This is a genomic window from Priestia sp. YIM B13491 (assembly GCF_042787605.1).
GTDB classification, from domain to species: Bacteria; Bacillota; Bacilli; order Bacillales; family Bacillaceae_H; genus Priestia; species Priestia megaterium_E.
Map to the genome: position 1 here is coordinate 523,646 of NZ_JBHZOR010000002.1, position 18,797 is coordinate 542,442.

Genomic DNA, 18,797 nt, shown 5'->3' on the forward strand with positions numbered 1-18,797 from the left:
AATATTATGCAAATCTTCCAGCTTCTCTTTTCCTAGAGAAACTAGCCTTTTTATTTCCCTTTTAGCACGTTTGCGAGTAAAGTAGAAACATATCATTTTACGAAAAGGACTATCGCGATGGAACAATCTACTACGCTTTTCTTATTTATTTTATTAGCTTTTGTGCTAACAAGAGGCATTCCATTTATAGGTTCATTTGCTCCTAGCATTAATCAGCTGCTTCGGCATATTGGACGTTATTTTTCAAATTTAAATACGATGTTTCATGAAGATGGCCACGCGTTAATGGGGCTTATTGTCGGAAAAGGCGTCAATCGCATTGAGCTGTATACTAATAATGAAGGCGTAGCTGTGACTGCCACCTACGCGGGATCCCGTGGATGGCTGCCGCGCGTCATTATTGCTTTAACCGGGTACCCGTTCAGCTCAGCAATGGCTTATTTGTTTTTCTACCTGCTCGTTCACCATCACTACGACTGGCTTTTTTACGGGTTAGGAAGTGTGGTTGTTATTAATTTACTGCTTTGGGTACGTAACGGATACGGAATTGTGTGGCTTTTTTCTATCGGTTTGATCCTCGGAGGTATTTATTATTTACAAGACCCACAGCTTACGCGCTACAGCATGATGTTTGTTGGTGCGCTGTTACTTGTAGAATCTCTATTTTCTGCCTTTATTATTTTTGTGTTAAGTATCAAATATCCACACGATGCAGGTGACGCTACGAGTTTAAAGCAGCTTACCCATCTTTCAGCACGCTTTTGGGGTTTTTTATTTTTCGCACAGGCCGTCTATGTGGCTTATTTGATTTTTCAACTGATTTATTAGAGAGCGACGCAGAAGAAACAATATAATTAATTATTGCTTCACAAACGTATATATTTAAATAAAGGATGCTTCTCGTTGTGTGAGATAGCATTCTTTATTTACGTTTTCCTTGCAATGGATTTTTATCTAAAAGCACCTTCACAAAAGTAACCTGACTTTTTAATGTTTTTGTCTAAAACAAAAAAGCACCTTCTAAGTAGAAAGACGCTTTATTATAGCTACCTTTTTAAAGTTTTAATCAACGATCATTGAATGTCTTGTAAAATTACCAAAAACCAGGTTTAACTATATTACTCTTTCAATATTTTTGCTAATTTTTAACTTTTGAATAAAATAAAGCACGAAATAATGTATGAAACTTTTTTTGATAAAATTTAATATATCCTCTAAAGATACTATATTTTTTATGCTTTATTGAAGGTGGATAAAGATTAGTTATCTCCGATTTATTTGGAAAAAGCCATCTCTTAAAAAAGATCATAGAATGCTTAAACTGGTCATACTCAGACAAATGTACCCGAATAAGGTTTTTAAATCCTTTTACGCTTTGTCTGTCTCCATAACGTATTTCTTGATAATCCCACCATATTTTTGATTTTTTATTAAAAGGAAAGCTATTAATTTGATCGAGATGTGGAAATTGATTATAAACAACTGTTAATGTACTTGTTAGTCTTTTTAAAGTGTGATCGTTTTTTGCTATTTTAAATAATGCATTGTAATCAATTTTATGATTTAAGACATGTATAGTTTGTATAATATCGATAAAATATTTTAAAGAATCCATTCCATGCTTCCAGCCGTGAAGACAAATCATATAGAAGGTATGTACTTCAGACAGTTGTTTTATATGTTTGTAACCTTCTAAAGGAGTAGAGTGCTTCCAAAATTGCTCAATCTCTAATGAGGAACTCTCCTCTTTAAGAAGATCCCAATGAAGTTCAATAGCTAACGGAACAGGTGAATGAGGAATCACTTTACCAAACGAACGATGAAAGTGATGAGATGAGTATTCTCCTTCTGTATCGTATTCTAGCTCTTCAATACACCTTATCGCTTTTTCCATATCCTCTTTGCGAATTAATATATCAATGTCCGTTGTCCTTCTTGCACTGAAATGACCAAAATATGTTTCGTTAAATAAAATTCCTTTTAATGGGATAGCAGAGATATCATTAGCTTCGAACGTATCCAAAATAAGCTTTAGCTGATTTTTAATATAAAGGTTGTTATACAAAACAGCTTGATATTCTGTCTTCAGCTGATTTTGAAAATATGTTGGCGTTTGCTCCATTCTTCCTTGCTGTTTTAACAAAGAATATACCGTTGCTGATAAGTGAAAGTATTCGATATCTTCTAATATAGAGCTATAATCATTCGGATTTTCTGGCAATGGATGGCTTTGATCATATAATGATTGAATAAACTCAATGAACATTATGGAAATCCTCCTAATTTATCTGTCTTTACAGCATGATGGCTCTTTCTTCGTTATTAAAAAGCTGTGATGTGTTGACATTAGCAAGGTCTCGGTATAAGCCTGGCTGATGAATCAGCTCTTCATGCTTTCCTGATTGAATCAGTTTTCCATTATCAATAACAATAATAGAATCAACCTTTTGAATAGTAGATAAACGATGAGCAATTACGATAGTTGTCCTATTTTTCATAATTCTTTGGAGCGCTTCTTTAACCAAGTATTCTGTTTCATTGTCTAGTGCAGATGTTGCTTCATCAAGCAGCAAAATAGGTGCATTCTTTAAAATAGCGCGAGCAATTGCAATCCTTTGCTTTTGCCCTCCGGATAACGTTACCCCTTTTTCGCCTATTTTGGTCTCATATCCATGAGGAAGTGATAGAATGAAGTCATGAATATGAGCAGCTCTTGCAGCTGTGACTAGCTCTTCTTCAGTTGTCTGAGGGTTAGCTAAAAGCAGATTTTCTCTTATAGTACCAGTAAACAGAAAAGTTTCTTGTGGGACATATGCAATTAAATTCTGCAGTTCGGATGCATTAAGAGTACCAATCGGGGTTTGATCCACATAAATTTTTCCCGCTTGAGGCTTATAAAAACCTTGTAACAAGTTAAATAGAGTAGATTTCCCTGCACCGCTCGCTCCTACGATAGCTATGCTTTTTCCTGCAGGTATTTGTAAATTAAAATTTTCAAAGATATACCTTTCTCCGTCATAGCTAAAGGTCATATTCTGAAAACAAATAGCTTTTTGTTTTGGTTTCTTTTGAGAAAACTCAGGAAAGTCAGTAGTTTCATATTGCACTTTTAATATAGGTGCTATTCGTTCAATTGCTGATATAGACCGTTGAAATGCAGCCCACTGTCCTGCGAGTCCATTCAATGGATAAATTATCCGGTTGCTTAGAGTTACAAACGCTAGAAGGGATCCCACTGTTAACATTCCTTTTGAAACGATTAAAGCGCCGAACCATAGAGTGACTAGAAAGGCTATTAATGCAATAGCTTCGCCTCCTGCATAAAATAACCCCTTCATTTTTCCATTATACAAATCCAATGCTAAAGCTTGCTGATTTTGCTGACGGTATTTACTAAAGAAAGATCGTTCTAATAAAAAAGATCGAATGACAATAAATCCTTGAAAGATTTCAGATAAACTACTCGTCATTGCACTGTTTAACTTTAGAATTTCCCTGCTGCTGTTGCGCAATAAAAAACCAAAAACACCACCGGCAATCACAGCAATAGGTATAATAAATAAACCCACAAATGACAGTAATGGACTAATATGGGCTAAATAAAGAAAGATAGCAATAAATAATAACGGTAATTTTATAAGGTTAATAAGATTTCGCCCAATCATTCCATCTATGCTGTTAATATCATTGGTAAAATGAGAAATCAATTCTCCAGAGTGGGTTGTATGAATTTTATGAACGGGAGAAAGTAACAGTTGCCTTAGAAGCTGCTCTTTTAAATCCCGTTTAATAGAAGATGTTGCAACCGCTTCAATATACGTATCGTAATAGATTGTAAGAAAGCTTATAAGTATTAGACCAAAAGCAAGTGGCAGCAAGTGCTTAACCCGGGTAAAGTCTCCTTGAACGGCAGCATCTGAAAGATCTCCAAGAAACCATGCGGAGACAAGAGTAATTAAAATGTCCGTCAATAAAAAAAGCATTAGACCTGCGTAAGCTTTCCAATGTTTTCTAAGCAAAGGGTATACAATTGAAAAAGCGCTTATCATTTCCTCTTTGTCAAAATACCGCTTTATATCAGCTCGATTTAATTTCATCATAACACTCCAAAAATAAGCGATTAGCTTAATTAACTATTTTTTGATTAATATATTTTTTTAAGAAACGGGAGCTAAAAGGAAAAAAAAGCATTAACCAGCACCATATATAGTCAAAAGGAGCAGCCATATAAACTTTTTTTTGTTTTTTTCGGGAGATTGCCGTCAATTTCCCAATAACTTGTTCTCTCGTTACAGGCTCATCACAGCAAAGATTAGTATCTCCTTTAAATATATAGTGCAGCTGCTCTTTCTTGTATCTTGTTTTAATTAATCGATGAGCAATCAATTGCCCGCTTTTCGTATGAAAGAGACCAATATCACCTTTTTTTAAAACAGATGCTTTTTCAAAGGTACAAAGGTCATTTTGACGAATGCAAGGGTACATGCTGAACCCCTCAGAAGGAAAATGGACATACCCTTTTTTTTCTATAACACTCTTCAGCAATAGTATGCTTTCTTGGTTAATCGACATGGTCAATTAATCCATATTTTATTAATTCAGATAGAAAGCTTTCCATATCTTCAAACGAAAGCTCGTCTTCTATTTGATAATCCGCTTGCAAAGATTTAATAAGTGAAGGAATGGTACAAGGGTTTTCGAGTAAAGACCAGCAGCAACCTCCCAATTCGTTAATTTTTGTTACCGTATATGCTTCCGTGTTTAAAATCACCCATTCACTGTCAAGTTGAACGGCCTCCATATCTTGATTTCGAATAAACTGTTTCATTAGGATATCAACTCCCAAAACGTATTATTTTTTTGAAAGTAAAGATCATATACAGGTACATAATCTAATACCTCTTTTATCATTTGAACAATTTTCTTTGTTTCTTCGCGGTCTTTATTCCAATAAAAGACTTTATCCATTATTTGAAGTAAAGCACTTGCTTTTCCCAACTTTGTTCTCTCATTGTTTAAAGCTTGATGCAACAGCTGAATACTTGCTAATGGAATAGTTCCTTTAATAGATGGAGCTGAGAGCTCACTCCGAAACGGAGAATTAAACACAGTAATTTGATTTTCTTCTACCTTTACAAGAGTTGCTTCATCAGAAAGAATGGGTCTTGGAGCGGACAATTGTGCACAAGTTGATTTTCCTGCTCCGGATTGGCCAGCAAATAAATGGGCCTTTCCTTTTTCAGTTGCACATGAGGAATGAATAAGCAGCCCCCAGTTGTGATAAACAATATAAGAACTATAAAAATTCATAAGCGCATGCTTTAAAGCTAATTCATCATAAATTTGAATTTGAGCCTTTCCCTCGCTCAAATTTGCTTGAATTCTATAATCAGCCCTTTGAAAAGATATAGTATCTGCCTCTTGTTCGACTTCTACTTGATAGTCTACAAAAGGAACTCCGTATCCATCTTCTATTCTTATAACCATATCTGGACGTTCAATTTCAGCAAAAAAAGGCTCGTAGTTTTTTTGAATTAAATTTAAAATATGAAATGAATGACAAACAATTAAAGCTTGATGCTCTCCAATTCTCATTGTAACTTTTTCCATAATATGCTCCTTCAATTCTTAAATAGAGAAAAACAAGTAAATGTTAGGCATCTCTACAATCATCTATATGTAGCATTCAACATTGTTTTAAAAATAATAGATTTTGTTAAGATGCCTAACAAGTGGGTTTAGCGCCTCTTCGTATATCCTTTTTTATGGTCTATTTGGATTGTTTGGTGGGAAATTAACACCTCCATTACCATGTCCAGGGTGGTCTTGGTTACCTTGTCCAGGATTCCAGCTTTGAGCAGTTTCAAATCTAATAGGCTGATGATCCATAACCATTGGGCGCTTAGATGATACGCCTGGTTGTTTTTTTGTCATTTTCATAATGTAGTCCTCCTTTCAATTCGTCATATTATTCAGATTATATATAATAATTTGAGGGTTCTTTTTTAACTCCGTGATCTCGAGAATTACAGACGTTACTATACCTCAACTCTCAGAAGCAAAGTGATAAGGTTTCCCCTCAACTATTAACCTAGTAATTAGAAAAACACTTCACAAAAAGTAATTTGTTTCACATGAATTTCACGCTTCTACACATTCTTTTTTAAATTTTTATATGTCCTTTAGACAAGGGGATAAAAGACAGTTGTGACACTACTCGCTTTCCTTTCATACTTCATAATAATGTTCATTATAAAGAACAAAATTCCGAAAGATATCCCTGACTAGTCATTTAAACCTATGAAATCTGGGCTTATAATACTTAATAACTAGTTGTTTTCTATTATAAAGAACAAAACAAAAATAGTAAACCTTTATTAAGAACAAAAAGATATAAATTTTTACAAAATTCGTACCTTTATTAAGAACAACACTTATTTTTATTTTATTTATCTTTGTTTATTATTGGAATAGAAGCAAATTTATGTGGTAGATGAGTAAAAGTAGTAAACCGTCGTATATGTATCTAGCATATATATAATAATTTATACACTATTGTTAAATAGTGGTTTACGAGTTCCCTTAATGAGGTATATATTGGGTACTATGAAGTCGCAAAGAGGTGTGGGATACTTGTCATTATTTTTAAAGTGGAAGCAAAAGAAGCAGGAAAAAGAAGCAGAGCGTGTTCTTGAGGAATCAATCTCAAAAAGAAAAGACTACTGGAACACAATTGGACATGTAGACGGAGACGTATTAACTCATTTATTAAATCCCATGTTTTTTGGCGGGCCTGCTTGGCCATCTGGACGTCAAACATTTATTCGTGTTCAAAAAACAGAGACGGTTATTCTCGCAAGCGACGGCTTGTCCGATCCGTTTCAATCCCCCGAAGAAAAGAGCCGAAAGCAAGGAAAAGGTTTAGAATTCTATATCGAATGCGATGATGAATCTCTGCGCGGACCTTTATCTGATATTCAGGATCACTGGGCATTTGACCTTCTTTATCAAATGAGTCAAAATGCTGCCGCTCATCCTAATATGCTCGAACTATTCATGAAGCACGATATTCTTTCAATTGAATTTACTGATTTGGACGTACCGTCTCATTTTGTAAATGAAAATGGAGAAATTGGTGTATTGCTAGGCGTTCAGTCTCCTTCTGTTTCAGCTAGCCTCTCTTTACCTTACGAATCTATTAAACTGATTAGCATGAAGCTTCTTACACCAAACGAATTAGAGTATGTACGCGAACAAGGAGCGCAAGGACGCAGGCAGCTTGCTGAAACATTTCAGCTGTCAAAAAGTTATCATATTACTATGACTAAAAGAGAATCTCTTATTTAGAAGAGGTTCTTTTTTTATTTTTGCTATTGAAATAGAGCCCTGTAGAATATACTCCTTATTTACATGTAACTCTAGTTCACATACTTTTTTAAAGCTGCTTTTCATATGAGCGTACTATTTTTGATTCATGGTATATTTTGCTATAGTAAAAAAGAAGATATAAAAAAGGAGATGGACGTTAGACATGGCAGAAAAAGTACAGATTGGAAAATCCGAATTATATGTTAATCCTATTGGACTTGGAACAAACGCTGTAGGAGGACATAACTTATATCCTAACCTAAACGAAGAAGTCGGCAAAGACCTTGTTCATAAGGCGCTAGATAATGGGATAAACCTCCTTGATACAGCGTTCATTTATGGTCCAAAACGTTCTGAAGAACTAATTGGTGAAGTGCTAAAAGAACGTGGAAATCGTGAAGAAGCGGTTATCGCCACAAAAGGAGCACATAAAATTGTTGGAGATGAGGTACTGCTAGACAACTCTCCTGCGTTTTTAAAACAGTCGGTTGAAGATAGCTTAAAACGCCTTCAAACAGATTATATCGATTTATATTATATTCACTTTCCAGATAAAAACACACCAAAAGACGAAGCAGTTGGTGCGTTAAAAGAACTAAAAGATGAAGGTAAGATCCGTTCTATTGGCGTATCAAACTTCTCATTAGATCAGTTAAAAGAAGCAAATAAAGATGGTTATGTAGACGTGGTACAAGGGCAATATAACTTAATTCAGCGAGAAGCAGAAAACGATATTTTACCTTATACGGCTGCAAACCGCATTTCATTTATTCCATACTTCCCGCTAGCTGCTGGTTTACTTGCTGGGAAATACGATAAAAATACAAAGTTTAATGACCTGCGCGAAGATATGCCTCATTTTATCGGGGAAGCATTTCAGCAAAATCTAGAAAAAGTAGAGCGTCTTCGTCAAATCTCTAGCGCAAAAGGCGTAGAAGTAGCTCATCTTGTTCTGGCTTGGTACTTAACGCGCGATTCAATTGATGTATTAATTCCAGGAGCAAAACGTGCTGATCAAGTACTTGATAACTTAAAAACATTAGATGTTCAGCTCACTTCTTCCGAAATTAAAGACATTGATCATATTTTTAAATAATATAAAAAGAGCTTTGCCATAGGTAAAGCTCTTTTTTCTATACAATTCCGCTGACTAATAGAACAAAAGCCGTAAAGAAGAAGCCCATCTGTACAAAGCTTGTTACGTACTCTTTTGTTTCTTGTTTATATTTCCATTCATCTATACTTTTCAACAAAATATTCACGACTAAAAATAGGAACGATACGATATAAGGCTCCACAAACATAAAGATCATATCGAGTAACAGACAAAGAACAAAAGCTATCGTCACATACTTATCCCACCGGCCTAAAGCTAGACTTTCATACTCATATTTGCCCCAAAATTTGCTACGAGGGATATCAAGCACTTTTCTTAAGATAAAGTCTGCTAAGACCGCTGCTGCTACAAGTATTATTAATATATACATCGCCACTCCCCCTTCCTTTTTATGGTATCATTTCAGCTCGTTTCTGTTAAGGTCTCAGCTACAAAGTGCTTAAACTGCTTTATTTCTTCTGTTTCGCCTTTTGTTACGATATACGTGTGTGAAGAAGGCCGGATAATTTTTTGCTGTGAAATTACGCTTAACGTTTGATTTTCAACTTCCTTTTTCACCATAGAAAATGGCAAATAAGATACGCCTAGACCTTCTTCAATAAAGCGCTTTGTAATTTCTACTTGCGTCACAGGAAGCAGCTGAATGTGAGGATAACAAGCCGTGATTTGAAGGAGTAAATCTTCCCAATAAACAGGATGATTATTCGTAAGCAGCCGGTAGGAAGATAACACCTCCTGTTCCGCACGTGCTTCCGCAGAAAACGGGGCAACTAAGACTGCTTTTTCTTTATGTATTAACTCATAAAATACGTCTGCCTGACCTGGAATCATCCTTGTTAATCCAATATCTGACCTTCTGTCGCTGATGTCTTTTCCCACTTGAAACGAATTCGTGATATTGACCGTGACTTCAATATGGGGATATCTCTCGACAAATTGTTTGATTAGGCTCGGTAAAACAGATGCTGCTATTTGAGGAGCGGCGGATATAGTCAGTTTTCGGTTATATCCTTGCTTCCATAACTTAAAATTCCCTACTCCTTCTTCATATGCCCTCACCATTTTTTGAGCATGAGGCAAAAAAAAGCGTCCGGCCTCAGTCAGCGCGATATATTTACCTTTTTTTTCAAAAAGCTCATCTCCTAACTCTTGCTGCAGTCGCTGAATATGCTTTGATACAGCAGGCTGTGTTAAAAATAAATCTTCAGACGCTTGCCTGAAATTTTCATAAGAAGCCGCTATGATGAATGTTTTTAACCATTTGATCTCCATTTTCTTCTCTCCATCTCTTTCTATTCATAACAAACTGGAATCAATACTGCTTATTTTTGTTTATTTTCTTTTCTACCAAACTTCTATACGATATATGTATCTCAATATTACCAAATAAAGGAGCTGTAAAAATGAAAAATAACGTGAAAGAAAAATTTAATGCCCATGCTTCTCAGTATGATGAGCAGCGCCGCAAACTTATTCCTTGTTTTTTTGATTTTTATTCCATTCCCGTTTCTCTTCTTCACTTTTCAAACAAGCCGCTTCGCGTACTTGATATCGGAGCAGGTACAGGATTGTTTTCTTCTTTTGTCAAAGAAAGATACCCAGATGCTCATTTCACGTTGATTGACGTGTCAGATCAAATGCTTGAAAAAGCCAAGGAGCGCTTTAAAAACGAACAGCATATGGAATTTATTGTATCAGATATAACAAGCTACGAATTTGAACACTCATTCGACATTGTGATTTCTTCACTTGCTATTCATCATTTAGAAGACCAACAAAAGCAAAAGCTGTATGGGCAAATTTATAATTTGCTGCATACAGGAGGAATATTTATTAATGCCGATCAAGTATTAGGCCATTCTTCTATTATTGAAGAGTTATATAAAAAAGACTGGAGTGAAAGAATTGCCGCAAGCGGATTAACTCATGAGCAAATTGAGGCTGCTCATGAACGTACGAAGTTAGATAAAATGGCAACTTTGCATGACCAGTTAAATTGGTTAACAGCAAGCGGGTTCAGCACAGTGGATTGCATTTATAAATTTTTTAATTTTGTTGTGATGTATGCTCAAAAATAACGGTTTAAAAACTACTTGTCTCTTTGCAAGTAGTTTTTTTACTCTTTTCCTCCCTATATTCGAATAAGAATATTTATCTATTTCCACAAAACTACGCATACTTCTTTTCCAGTTTCGTATATCTAATAATAGCTTCGTTCTCCTGAACTTTTGAATTTTTTGTACATAAAACCCATATAAAGTATTTTTATACTATTTTATGTCTTTTTATGGTATAAAAAATACAACTATGTTACAATATGATTACAAAACAATCTGTATAACGCTTTCATTTCTTTACACGAAAATGAAGAACTGGAAAGGATGTGCTGCTTATGTAAATATAAATCCGCTAGATTAGTAAACTTATATTAGTAAAATTATGCAAAACATCAAGAAAAACTTAGTTATTCTTATTATTATAAATTCCCGCTAGTAAAGTCTTTCTACTTAATGATTTCCTTATTAAGCGCATACATACAGGTATAGAAAATGCAGCTATTCGTCTTTTATTTTATTAGTGAAGAATTTATAGCACTGCCGCACCATACGTTTTTCATTAATGCAGCCTAAGGAGGCGCAGCACATGGCAAATAGAATATCAAGAACAACAATCGTACTCATAGCGGCTATTTTAGCTCTAGCCTGCTTGTTTGTAGGGGTTCCAAAAACAGAAGCTGCTTCAACACCATCTCATTTAATTATCATTAACAAAGCAACAAATAAACTCGCTTATTACCAAAATGGTTCACTTGTCCGAACGTTTTCAGTCGCAACAGGGCGCACGCAGTCTCTTACACCAGAAGGGCATTTCAAAGTAGTGAATAAAATTGTCAATCGCCCTTATTACTCAGGGAACATTCCTGGTGGAGATCCTCGAAATCCGCTTGGCAATCGCTGGCTAGGTCTAAATGCGAGAGGTACATACGGCACGACGTATGCTATTCACGGAAATAACAATCCTGCTTCCATTGGCAAATATGTAAGCAGCGGATGTGTTCGTATGTACGATGAAGAAGTCGCATGGTTATTTAGTAAAGTGACCGTCGGTACACCGGTTGTGATTACAACTTCTTCTAAATCATTTAATGACATTGCAGCAGCAAACGGATACAACGTTTCTGGAAACTCAGGTTCTACTCCAGCTCCTTCTACAGGAACTGTTTTAAAGAAAGGCAGCAAAGGAAATGCAGTTAAAGAACTTCAGCAGAAACTAACTTCACTTGGCTATAATACAAAAGGTACGGACGGTGTGTTCGGTGCTAATACAGATTCAGCTGTTCGTAAGTTCCAAAAAGACCACGGCTTAACGGCTGACGGCATTGTTGGCCCATCAACATATAAAGCTTTAGGAAGTTCAGGAACGAAACCGAACCCGACGACACCAACAAACCCAACAAATCCAAAGCCAACAAATCCACCGGCAGATACAACAATTAACACAAAACAAACGCTTAAAAAAGGAAGCAAAGGCAGCAATGTTCAAGCTCTTCAAAAGAAATTAACGTCGCTTGGCTATGATACAAAAGGCACGGACGGTATCTTTGGTGCTAATACGGAAGCAGCTGTACGTAATTTTCAAAAAGACAATAAGCTAGCAGTGGACGGCATTGCCGGATCTAATACTTTAACTGCTATTTCTAAACGCTAATAGAGCCTGATTTCAGGCTCTGTTTTTTTATTGATAAACCTTTTTTAAGTCGCGCCTTGACTCCTTAATGAACCAGTACGCCGTCTTTCTTTTCTATGACATACTTAATCAGCTGATAAACCGTTCTCATAAGAATTTGCTGCTGATAGATATCATTTTTGGCAGGAATTACGTTTTCTATCAGTCTGCTATATTTGTAGGCTTGATCGTCTTCTTTTTGTTTATAAAGAGCGAGCCAGTCATTACGAGATTTTTCAAGCAGCTGTTCGTTGAAATAGGAATAAACAACGGATGCAAACTCACCTGCCAATTCTTGAATAACCTGCTGTCGGTCGGTGACCGAATGATAGGTACTTGACCACCCAGACGGCTGGATTAGAAAATGCTCGTAGACAGATGAAATAAAAGCGGACGCAATGACTGGCACAGGCCCTTCATGCTCTCCTAAGGAAATGTTCAAACATGTTTCTCTATCCATATAAGGAATGTTTAGCGACTCCATCGCTTCATAAAAAGCCTGAGAGACAGTCAAGTTTAAATAAATAGGATGCAGCTCTTGCTGCTTTTTTCTCGTTTCTGATACTAAAGCTGCCTTTAAGTCTTTATACAGAAGGTGACTCTCTTTGAATTCCTCATGTACACGTTCTAAAATAGTCGTATTCCCTACTGTTAAATAGTAGTGAAGCTGCTTTTTCATAAGAGGTGAAACGCTTTTAAGCGCATAATCTATCATTTTAGCCATGGCATGTTTTTTAGCATAATCCGTACGGCAGCTTGGAGAGGTCAGCAAATCTCCGTGTGTAACACAAACGTTTACCTTAGCACCGTGACCATGTACGATGAGCTGTTGAAGAAATTGAATATCTAATTCTTTAAGCCCATGATGTACGTATAAAATAGAAGCTGCTTGTTTAAAAGAATCGTGGATGGTGCTCGTATATTCAAAACACACATGCTCGCAAATCGCTACTCCTTTTTTAAAAGAAAAAGGGCCGCAAACTTCAATTCTACGAAACAATGGATAAATAAGACGTCCGTTATTTTCTTCTTCTTCATTTGTTAGCGCCCCAAAGGAAGACAGCTCTTTTGCTGTGAGACGGCAGGATATTGGCCAGTCGTCTTCTCCTATTTCCCATGTTCCTTCCTTGTATTCTTTCAACCGGGATTCGATTGCAAGAAGCATTTGCTCGGTGATTTTCCTGCATTCAAGCCGCTTGTGCCATCCCTCTGCAAAATCTCTTCCTTCTTGATCAACAGCGTCTTTTACTATTTCACTTTCTCGTTTAATTGCATCTACAAATTGTTTGAATGAACTATTTTCGTCGCTCATTCTTAAAGGAACATCATCATTAAAATAACGGGCTTTGTATGGGATATCTCCCAAAAGAGCGCGCAGATTAAAAGAGGAATCTCCGTGTAACAACTCAAAGACCAAGTCATAATCCGTGCCTCCTTCAGCATACACTTCAGCGCTTTTTAGTAGGATATTCTCCAATTTCCTTTGCACTTCACTTCGCGTAAAAAAAGAGACGGCAGCTTCATAGTGTTGGGAATCCTTCACCTTATACGTAGCAGAATAAGCGCCTTTACTGCCTATTCCTAGAAAACCACACTCCTTTTTTATACCAAGAAGCTGGCGGATTAAGGCTGTTTTTCCGCTTCCTTGTTCTCCGATTACATGAATGTACTCATACTCGCTGTCAATTTGTTCGCTCGTCCTTTTTTCAATATCGTTATAAAAAGCGTTCACTACTCGTTCATCATATCTTGCTTTTGCTCTTCCTTTTGCAGTACTTGTCCAAAAATCCTGCACTCTCAGCAGTTCATTCATCTCTTCAACCAGAATGTCAATTTCATCGTGTTGCTCTGTATACATAAACCGTTTAACAAACGGGTGCGATCTTCCTCTTTCATCTTTTTTAAACGGATGCTGAAACATAATTGACCAGCCTTTTCGCATAGGAGATTGACAGGCTTTTGCACGAAAAACTTTCATTCATTTCCCCTTCTTTCCCTAACATTGTCCTATTTGAAATGTATGGCTTTTAAAGGGGGGATATGTCTATGATTTTCCTCTTTTTAGAAGGATTTTTCCTTCATTTATCGAAGTAATTAATTGAGGTGATGGGAGAATGTTGACAAAAATTGTGAAATGCAGCATACCGACTGATAAAAAAGCATCTTTTTCATATACGCAACAGCATTGGGCTGCTCTTGCACACGTGAATGGTTTCATTGGCCAATTAGGGGGTTGGAACGTGGAAGATGAAACAGATGCGTGTATTCTAGCTCTATGGGAAGATGGAACAACTTATCAAGAATTCATGAAGCATACTCATGATTCTATTTTTTATAAAAGCAAGCAGGATCAAACATATACGAATTTAGACGTTTCAACATCAGATCCGTCCTACTTCATAGGAGCACGCTACAATTATTATCGAAGCAGCGCCATTGAAAGCCGTTATTTAGTAAAGACGGAAATTGAAGTCGATTTTTACGACAAAGAAGATATTCATGAGATGGTAAAAAGCTTGATAAATCCTTCTTATCGCTGTTTATCTCACGTTGTATCACCAATCGAGCATAGCAAGCTTGTCATTTTTTCATTATACGGATCTGCTTGTCCGCAAAAAACAATTGATACTTTCGTTCATCCAAATGTACTGAACGCGTCTCAATACATATATCAATTAGAGAAAAATTGGAACGTTCTTTCCAATTAAAAAATAGAAGCCTAGGCCCGACGCCAAAGCTTCTATTTTTTTATGATATGAACATCTTGGTTTTGTACGGTAATGACTTCCTCCGTCATTCCTACAAACAAACCGCTTTCTACTACGCCTGGGATCCTTATCAGCTGTTTTTCCAACTCAGCAGGATTTTCAATTTCTGAAAAATGGCAGTCTAGAATGTAATTTCCATTATCGGTGATAAACGGCGTATGATCATCTAAAAGCCTAAGCTGCGGTACACAACCTGCACTGCGAATGTGCTTCGCCGTCATTTCCCAGCCAAAACGTATAACTTCAACAGGAAGAGGAAAAGCTCCTAGCGTCTTCACTATTTTCTTAGAATCTGCAATCACGATAAACCGCTTCGCTGCGTACGCAATCATTTTTTCTCGAAGCAGCGCGCCTCCTCCTCCTTTAATTAAAGAAAGTTCGCTATCTACTTCATCTGCTCCGTCAATTGCTATATCAATATATTCAACATCTGCTAAAGTAACAATGGGAATACCTAGTTTCCTTGCCAGCTCTTCTGTTTTTTGAGAAGTAGGAACCGCTTTGATGTGTAATCCATTTTTTACTCGTTCACCTAGTTTTATAATTGTATAATAAGCTGTTGAACCTGTCCCTAGCCCTACAATCATTCCATCTTCAACAAATTGTGCTGCTTTTTCACCAACTGCTTGTTTTTCAATCATACAAAGGCCTCCTTACTCATATTGTACCCGTTTACATAAAAAAGGAAAAGCATTATGAACCCTTACGTAAAAACTCAGCTGACTACTCAGCTGAGTTTTTTTGAAACTGCGTATTTAGAAGAATTTTTTCTACCCAATACTGCTGTTTTGTACTGTTTGTCTGTTCGCTGCTTTTTAGTTCAAACGTATAGTAAATATACTTGTCTGAATAATCATCATTCACATAAGCATGATAAATGCTATGCTTTCCATCTCTTGTTTGTTTTTTCACATAAATCGTTGCATTTTTACCTTTTAACATGTAATCAGGCTGAAACGCATCTATTTTATTTTGAGCTGCTTTGCTTTTTTTCTTAGAAAATAAAGCCGTTATTTTCCCAGCATTGTATGAATCATTTTCCTTCGTTGATGCTGTCCATACTTCACTTTCATCTTCACTGCTTTTATAAGAAGATTTATGAATAACATACTGAAGCGGAAACCACATCCTATATTGATTGGTATCCGAAGTAAATAATTCAAATCCATTGTCTGTCTGTTCATGATCGACCAAAAATGTACTCGTAAACTTATCTGCCTGCGCTTCACTTTTAAATTTCCCGCTTTGAAATAGCCAAATTCCTACGGCAATAACTAATGCTCCGGCTACTGATGCGACTTTTTTTCGATCCATTGTTTCCACACACCTTTTAATACCCCTTTAACTTTTGATAATACCATATTGACGTTTATGTCGTCATAAGGAGAAATAACCAAAGGGTTATATGAGCGCACATGCTAATTTAACTAGAGAAAATAAACTTTTTTACAATAGTAAATTTGATAACAGACGCTGAGCTAACAGCCGGTTAGCCTCACCGGGCTCTAGCGTATACGTTAGTAGTTCCTGCTTTTCAGCTTTCGCTTTTATCAAACATTCACCCTTTGGAGAAAGAAGAGAAGTCGTGCTTTTTTGGTTCTCTAAGGCATAATTCACGCTTGCAAAGTAAATACCATTCTCCGTACTTCTTGCAATCATTGCATAATCATAAAACTTCGGATCTGGTACTTCACCAGTAAACTGTGGATGAAACACAATGCTTGCTCCTCTTACAGCAGCCCATCGGACAGTTTCAGGATAGCGCCATCCCTCATGGCAAATGACAATACCGAATTTCACGCCGTTTATTTCAAACAACTGGCGGCCATTTCCAGGCTTATAACCAAATTGATCTTCTGCTGGATCAATTTGATTTTTAGTTTGATACCCTAATTCTTTTCCATTTTCATCAATTACAAAAGCAGTTAAATGCATACCAAGTTCGTCGCGCCACTCCAGTGGTAAAATTACGTTGAGCTTTAACTGTTTGGCAAGCAACTTAACTCTATAAAGCGTATTTTGTTGAATTTCGTGATTGTATGTCTCAACTTCAAAACCCACTCCTCTAAGTCCCGGCACAATTGATTCTGGAAAACATGCAAGGTTACACCCTTCTTCTGCTGCTTGTTTCATATAATTTTCTACCGTTTCTACACCCTCTGAGGCTGATTTTGGAAATCTCACTTGCGCTAACCCAATTTTCATTCATTGCTCCTCCGTTTCCAATATCATAAAAAAACTCATGCTACTAGCGTAACATGAGTTTTTTATCTTTACGTAAATAATTTAATTAGAATGCTAAGAAGAATACCTACCGCACTAAAGTCCGAATCTCCAAATGTTGTGCCTTTAAAACCTAACGACGCGAGAACAGGCAGTAAAATAGCCGGTAAAAAACTAATTAAGATTCCATTGGCAAATGACCCGACCACTGCTCCTCTTCTTCCCCCCGTCGCATTTCCAAATACTCCGGCAGCTGCTCCCGTAAAAAAGTGCGGAACGAGGCCTGGCACGATAATACTTAGACCAAATAGAGGCAAAAAGAACATTGAAATGAGACCTGCGATAAAGCTTGAAAAGAATCCAATGACCACTGCGTTAGGAGCAAACGGAAACACAGTTGGACAATCTAGAGCTGGAATGGCATTTGGTACCGCTTTGTCAGCAATTCCTTTAAATGCTGGTACAATTTCTGCTAAAAGCATACGAACACCCGCCAGCACAACATATACTCCTGCTGCAAAAGTGATTGCTTGAATTAGCGAGTACACAATAAAGTTTTGACCCCCGCTTAATTTTGTTTCGATAAATGCAGGACCTGCAAAAAGAGCAACAACAATAAATAAAACGGTCATGGTCAGTGAGACAGAAACGGATGTATCCCGAAGAAATCCTAAGGATTGAGGAACTTTAATTTCTTCTGTTGTTTTTTCGCGATTTCCTACTCGCTTGCCGATAAACCCTGCTACTAAATAGCCTAAGGAACCAAAATGACCAACGGCAATATCGTTTGACCCTGTAATTTCACGCACATACGGCTGAAGCAGTGCAGGAAATAAAACCATTAAAATACCTAATAATAGTGAACCGATCAAAACCAAAGGTGCTCCCGTTAACCCGCCTGTAGATAAAATTGCTGCAATCAAACAAGCCATAAACATGGTGTGATGCCCAGTTAAAAAGATATACTTAAATTTCGTGATGCGCGCGATAATGATATTTACAATCATACCTAAAAGCATAATCATCGCTGTTTCTGTACCAAACGTTTGTTGAGCTACAGCTACAATTGCTTCATTATTAGGAATGATGCCTTCAACGGAAAACGCTTTATTAAACATTTTTCCAAACGCTTCAAGTGAAGCAATTAATATGTTAGCTCCCGCTCCTAATATAAGAAAACCCATAATTGTTTTTAAGGTGCCCGATACAATATCTGCACTTTTTTTCTTTTGAAGCAACAAACCGATTAGTGCAAACAACCCTACTAGAATAGCGGGTGTTCCTAATATATCTTTCATAATTAAATCAAACATGGCTTACGCCTCCACGAAGTATTTTTGCAGTGCTCCTTTAATTTCCGCTTGATTTAAAATGTTTCGCAGTGCCACGACCGTGCGAGTGCCATCATCCAATTGATTTACAATATCTGCAGATCCTAAATAGATATCTGCCTGCTCCGTTTTACTAGTTGTTAAATCCGTATGAGATACCTGTGCTTCAACACCAAGCTCTACTAAAATTTTCTTTACATTCATTTCCACAATAAAACTGCTTCCTAAACCGTTTCCGCATACAACTAAAATCTTTTTCATTTT

20 protein-coding genes are annotated in these 18,797 nt (G+C 36.7%); 6 read left to right on the forward strand and 14 right to left on the reverse strand.

The genetic code is table 11. The features are described from left to right. The first annotated feature begins 117 nt into the window (after positions 1 to 117). On the forward strand, positions 118 to 828 hold the full coding sequence (locus ACFX4E_RS08745; protein ID WP_377258225.1) for a M50 family metallopeptidase: 711 nt from the start codon (positions 118 to 120) through the stop codon (positions 826 to 828). Positions 829 to 1,138: 310 nt separating this feature from the next. Here ACFX4E_RS08745 and ACFX4E_RS08750 read toward each other — a convergent pair whose 3' ends face one another. The 6 genes from ACFX4E_RS08750 to ACFX4E_RS08775 all read right to left on the reverse strand — a co-directional run bounded on the left by ACFX4E_RS08750 (position 1,139) and on the right by ACFX4E_RS08775 (position 5,940). Next, complete coding sequence (locus ACFX4E_RS08750; protein WP_377258228.1) at positions 1,139 to 2,266, reverse strand: nucleotidyltransferase domain-containing protein; 1,128 nt, start codon at positions 2,264 to 2,266, stop codon at positions 1,139 to 1,141. Positions 2,267 to 2,294: 28 nt separating this feature from the next. After that, the gene (locus ACFX4E_RS08755; protein ID WP_377258231.1) at positions 2,295 to 4,097 is read right to left on the reverse strand and encodes an ABC transporter ATP-binding protein; all 1,803 of its coding nucleotides are present in this window, start codon (positions 4,095 to 4,097) and stop codon (positions 2,295 to 2,297) included. 28 nt (positions 4,098 to 4,125) lie between these two features. Further along, positions 4,126 to 4,485 carry a S24/S26 family peptidase gene (locus ACFX4E_RS08760; RefSeq protein ID WP_230931918.1) on the reverse strand — a complete coding sequence of 120 codons (360 nt, stop codon included), beginning with the start codon at positions 4,483 to 4,485 and terminating at the stop codon, positions 4,126 to 4,128. Between the two features lie 76 nt (positions 4,486 to 4,561). Then, positions 4,562 to 4,828: a PqqD family protein gene (locus ACFX4E_RS08765; protein WP_214985200.1), complete on the reverse strand. Its 267-nt coding sequence runs from the start codon at positions 4,826 to 4,828 to the stop codon at positions 4,562 to 4,564. Continuing rightward, a complete protein-coding gene (locus ACFX4E_RS08770) occupies positions 4,828 to 5,610 on the reverse strand; it encodes a hypothetical protein (RefSeq protein ID WP_377258237.1) in 783 nt (260 codons plus the stop codon). Before ACFX4E_RS08770 ends, ACFX4E_RS08765 begins: the two co-directional genes overlap by 1 nt. Before the next feature lie 153 nt (positions 5,611 to 5,763). Next, complete coding sequence (locus ACFX4E_RS08775; RefSeq protein ID WP_157842260.1) at positions 5,764 to 5,940, reverse strand: hypothetical protein; 177 nt, start codon at positions 5,938 to 5,940, stop codon at positions 5,764 to 5,766. A gap of 684 nt (positions 5,941 to 6,624) precedes the next feature. Between ACFX4E_RS08775 and ACFX4E_RS08780 the strand changes: the two genes are divergently transcribed. Beyond that, on the forward strand, positions 6,625 to 7,347 hold the full coding sequence (locus ACFX4E_RS08780) for a suppressor of fused domain protein (RefSeq protein WP_236691104.1): 723 nt from the start codon (positions 6,625 to 6,627) through the stop codon (positions 7,345 to 7,347). A gap of 184 nt (positions 7,348 to 7,531) precedes the next feature. Then, a complete protein-coding gene (locus ACFX4E_RS08785; RefSeq protein ID WP_013055741.1) occupies positions 7,532 to 8,464 on the forward strand; it encodes an aldo/keto reductase in 933 nt (310 codons plus the stop codon). Positions 8,465 to 8,501: 37 nt separating this feature from the next. On the opposite strand, the gene ACFX4E_RS08790 is transcribed toward ACFX4E_RS08785, so the two are convergent. Beyond that, the gene (locus ACFX4E_RS08790) at positions 8,502 to 8,855 is read right to left on the reverse strand and encodes a DUF4181 domain-containing protein (protein ID WP_063248229.1); all 354 of its coding nucleotides are present in this window, start codon (positions 8,853 to 8,855) and stop codon (positions 8,502 to 8,504) included. Between the two features lie 32 nt (positions 8,856 to 8,887). Next, on the reverse strand, positions 8,888 to 9,757 hold the full coding sequence (locus ACFX4E_RS08795; RefSeq protein ID WP_098433489.1) for a LysR family transcriptional regulator: 870 nt from the start codon (positions 9,755 to 9,757) through the stop codon (positions 8,888 to 8,890). A gap of 131 nt (positions 9,758 to 9,888) precedes the next feature. On the opposite strand from ACFX4E_RS08795, the gene ACFX4E_RS08800 reads away from it, so the two are divergent. Both ACFX4E_RS08800 and ACFX4E_RS08805 read left to right on the forward strand, forming a co-directional pair. Further along, on the forward strand, positions 9,889 to 10,563 hold the full coding sequence (locus ACFX4E_RS08800) for a class I SAM-dependent methyltransferase (RefSeq protein WP_377258240.1): 675 nt from the start codon (positions 9,889 to 9,891) through the stop codon (positions 10,561 to 10,563). A 565-nt stretch (positions 10,564 to 11,128) separates the two neighbouring features. Beyond that, on the forward strand, positions 11,129 to 12,193 hold the full coding sequence (locus tag ACFX4E_RS08805; RefSeq protein ID WP_377258243.1) for a L,D-transpeptidase family protein: 1,065 nt from the start codon (positions 11,129 to 11,131) through the stop codon (positions 12,191 to 12,193). Positions 12,194 to 12,257: 64 nt separating this feature from the next. On the opposite strand, the gene ACFX4E_RS08810 is transcribed toward ACFX4E_RS08805, so the two are convergent. Then, entirely contained in the window at positions 12,258 to 14,189 is a 1,932-nt protein-coding gene (locus ACFX4E_RS08810) for a hypothetical protein (protein ID WP_098966202.1), read from the reverse strand. A gap of 136 nt (positions 14,190 to 14,325) precedes the next feature. Here ACFX4E_RS08810 and ACFX4E_RS08815 point away from each other — a divergent pair, with 136 nt between their 5' ends. After that, positions 14,326 to 14,919 (forward strand): YdbC family protein, encoded by a 594-nt coding sequence (locus tag ACFX4E_RS08815; RefSeq protein WP_013055735.1) that lies wholly within the window; start codon positions 14,326 to 14,328, stop codon positions 14,917 to 14,919. A 32-nt stretch (positions 14,920 to 14,951) separates the two neighbouring features. Here ACFX4E_RS08815 and rpiA read toward each other — a convergent pair whose 3' ends face one another. From rpiA to ACFX4E_RS08840, 5 genes are all read right to left on the reverse strand, one after another. Then, positions 14,952 to 15,620, reverse strand: a complete 669-nt coding sequence (rpiA, locus tag ACFX4E_RS08820) for a ribose-5-phosphate isomerase RpiA (RefSeq protein ID WP_098525458.1) — start codon at positions 15,618 to 15,620, stop codon at positions 14,952 to 14,954. A gap of 82 nt (positions 15,621 to 15,702) precedes the next feature. Then, the gene (locus tag ACFX4E_RS08825; protein WP_043980032.1) at positions 15,703 to 16,293 is read right to left on the reverse strand and encodes a hypothetical protein; all 591 of its coding nucleotides are present in this window, start codon (positions 16,291 to 16,293) and stop codon (positions 15,703 to 15,705) included. A gap of 132 nt (positions 16,294 to 16,425) precedes the next feature. Further along, complete coding sequence (locus ACFX4E_RS08830; RefSeq protein WP_098658557.1) at positions 16,426 to 17,184, reverse strand: carbon-nitrogen hydrolase family protein; 759 nt, start codon at positions 17,182 to 17,184, stop codon at positions 16,426 to 16,428. 68 nt (positions 17,185 to 17,252) lie between these two features. Further along, positions 17,253 to 18,515, reverse strand: coding sequence for a PTS ascorbate transporter subunit IIC (locus ACFX4E_RS08835; protein ID WP_377258246.1), 1,263 nt, complete (start codon positions 18,513 to 18,515; stop codon positions 17,253 to 17,255). Positions 18,516 to 18,518: 3 nt separating this feature from the next. Beyond that, positions 18,519 to 18,794 (reverse strand): PTS sugar transporter subunit IIB, encoded by a 276-nt coding sequence (locus tag ACFX4E_RS08840; protein ID WP_098433485.1) that lies wholly within the window; start codon positions 18,792 to 18,794, stop codon positions 18,519 to 18,521. Positions 18,795 to 18,797 lie beyond the last annotated feature (3 nt).

Excerpts from the sequence above, each read along its gene's own strand:
- ACFX4E_RS08745 (WP_377258225.1), top strand. The coding sequence starts at position 118 with ATGGAACAATCTACTACGCTTTTCTTATTTATTTTATTAGCTTTTGTG.
- ACFX4E_RS08825 (WP_043980032.1), bottom strand. The coding sequence starts at position 16,293 with ATGGATCGAAAAAAAGTCGCATCAGTAGCCGGAGCATTAGTTATTGCC.
- ACFX4E_RS08840 (WP_098433485.1), bottom strand. The coding sequence starts at position 18,794 with ATGAAAAAGATTTTAGTTGTATGCGGAAACGGTTTAGGAAGCAGTTTT.
- ACFX4E_RS08835 (WP_377258246.1), bottom strand. The coding sequence starts at position 18,515 with ATGTTTGATTTAATTATGAAAGATATATTAGGAACACCCGCTATTCTA.
- ACFX4E_RS08795 (WP_098433489.1), bottom strand. The coding sequence starts at position 9,757 with ATGGAGATCAAATGGTTAAAAACATTCATCATAGCGGCTTCTTATGAA.
- ACFX4E_RS08805 (WP_377258243.1), top strand. The coding sequence starts at position 11,129 with ATGGCAAATAGAATATCAAGAACAACAATCGTACTCATAGCGGCTATT.
- ACFX4E_RS08815 (WP_013055735.1), top strand. The coding sequence starts at position 14,326 with ATGTTGACAAAAATTGTGAAATGCAGCATACCGACTGATAAAAAAGCA.
- ACFX4E_RS08760 (WP_230931918.1), bottom strand. The coding sequence starts at position 4,485 with ATGTACCCTTGCATTCGTCAAAATGACCTTTGTACCTTTGAAAAAGCA.
- ACFX4E_RS08790 (WP_063248229.1), bottom strand. The coding sequence starts at position 8,855 with ATGTATATATTAATAATACTTGTAGCAGCAGCGGTCTTAGCAGACTTT.
- ACFX4E_RS08830 (WP_098658557.1), bottom strand. The coding sequence starts at position 17,184 with ATGAAAATTGGGTTAGCGCAAGTGAGATTTCCAAAATCAGCCTCAGAG.
- ACFX4E_RS08785 (WP_013055741.1), top strand. The coding sequence starts at position 7,532 with ATGGCAGAAAAAGTACAGATTGGAAAATCCGAATTATATGTTAATCCT.
- ACFX4E_RS08800 (WP_377258240.1), top strand. The coding sequence starts at position 9,889 with ATGAAAAATAACGTGAAAGAAAAATTTAATGCCCATGCTTCTCAGTAT.
- ACFX4E_RS08755 (WP_377258231.1), bottom strand. The coding sequence starts at position 4,097 with ATGAAATTAAATCGAGCTGATATAAAGCGGTATTTTGACAAAGAGGAA.
- rpiA (WP_098525458.1), bottom strand. The coding sequence starts at position 15,620 with ATGATTGAAAAACAAGCAGTTGGTGAAAAAGCAGCACAATTTGTTGAA.
- ACFX4E_RS08750 (WP_377258228.1), bottom strand. The coding sequence starts at position 2,266 with ATGTTCATTGAGTTTATTCAATCATTATATGATCAAAGCCATCCATTG.
- ACFX4E_RS08770 (WP_377258237.1), bottom strand. The coding sequence starts at position 5,610 with ATGGAAAAAGTTACAATGAGAATTGGAGAGCATCAAGCTTTAATTGTT.
- ACFX4E_RS08810 (WP_098966202.1), bottom strand. The coding sequence starts at position 14,189 with ATGAAAGTTTTTCGTGCAAAAGCCTGTCAATCTCCTATGCGAAAAGGC.
- ACFX4E_RS08775 (WP_157842260.1), bottom strand. The coding sequence starts at position 5,940 with ATGAAAATGACAAAAAAACAACCAGGCGTATCATCTAAGCGCCCAATG.
- ACFX4E_RS08765 (WP_214985200.1), bottom strand. The coding sequence starts at position 4,828 with ATGAAACAGTTTATTCGAAATCAAGATATGGAGGCCGTTCAACTTGAC.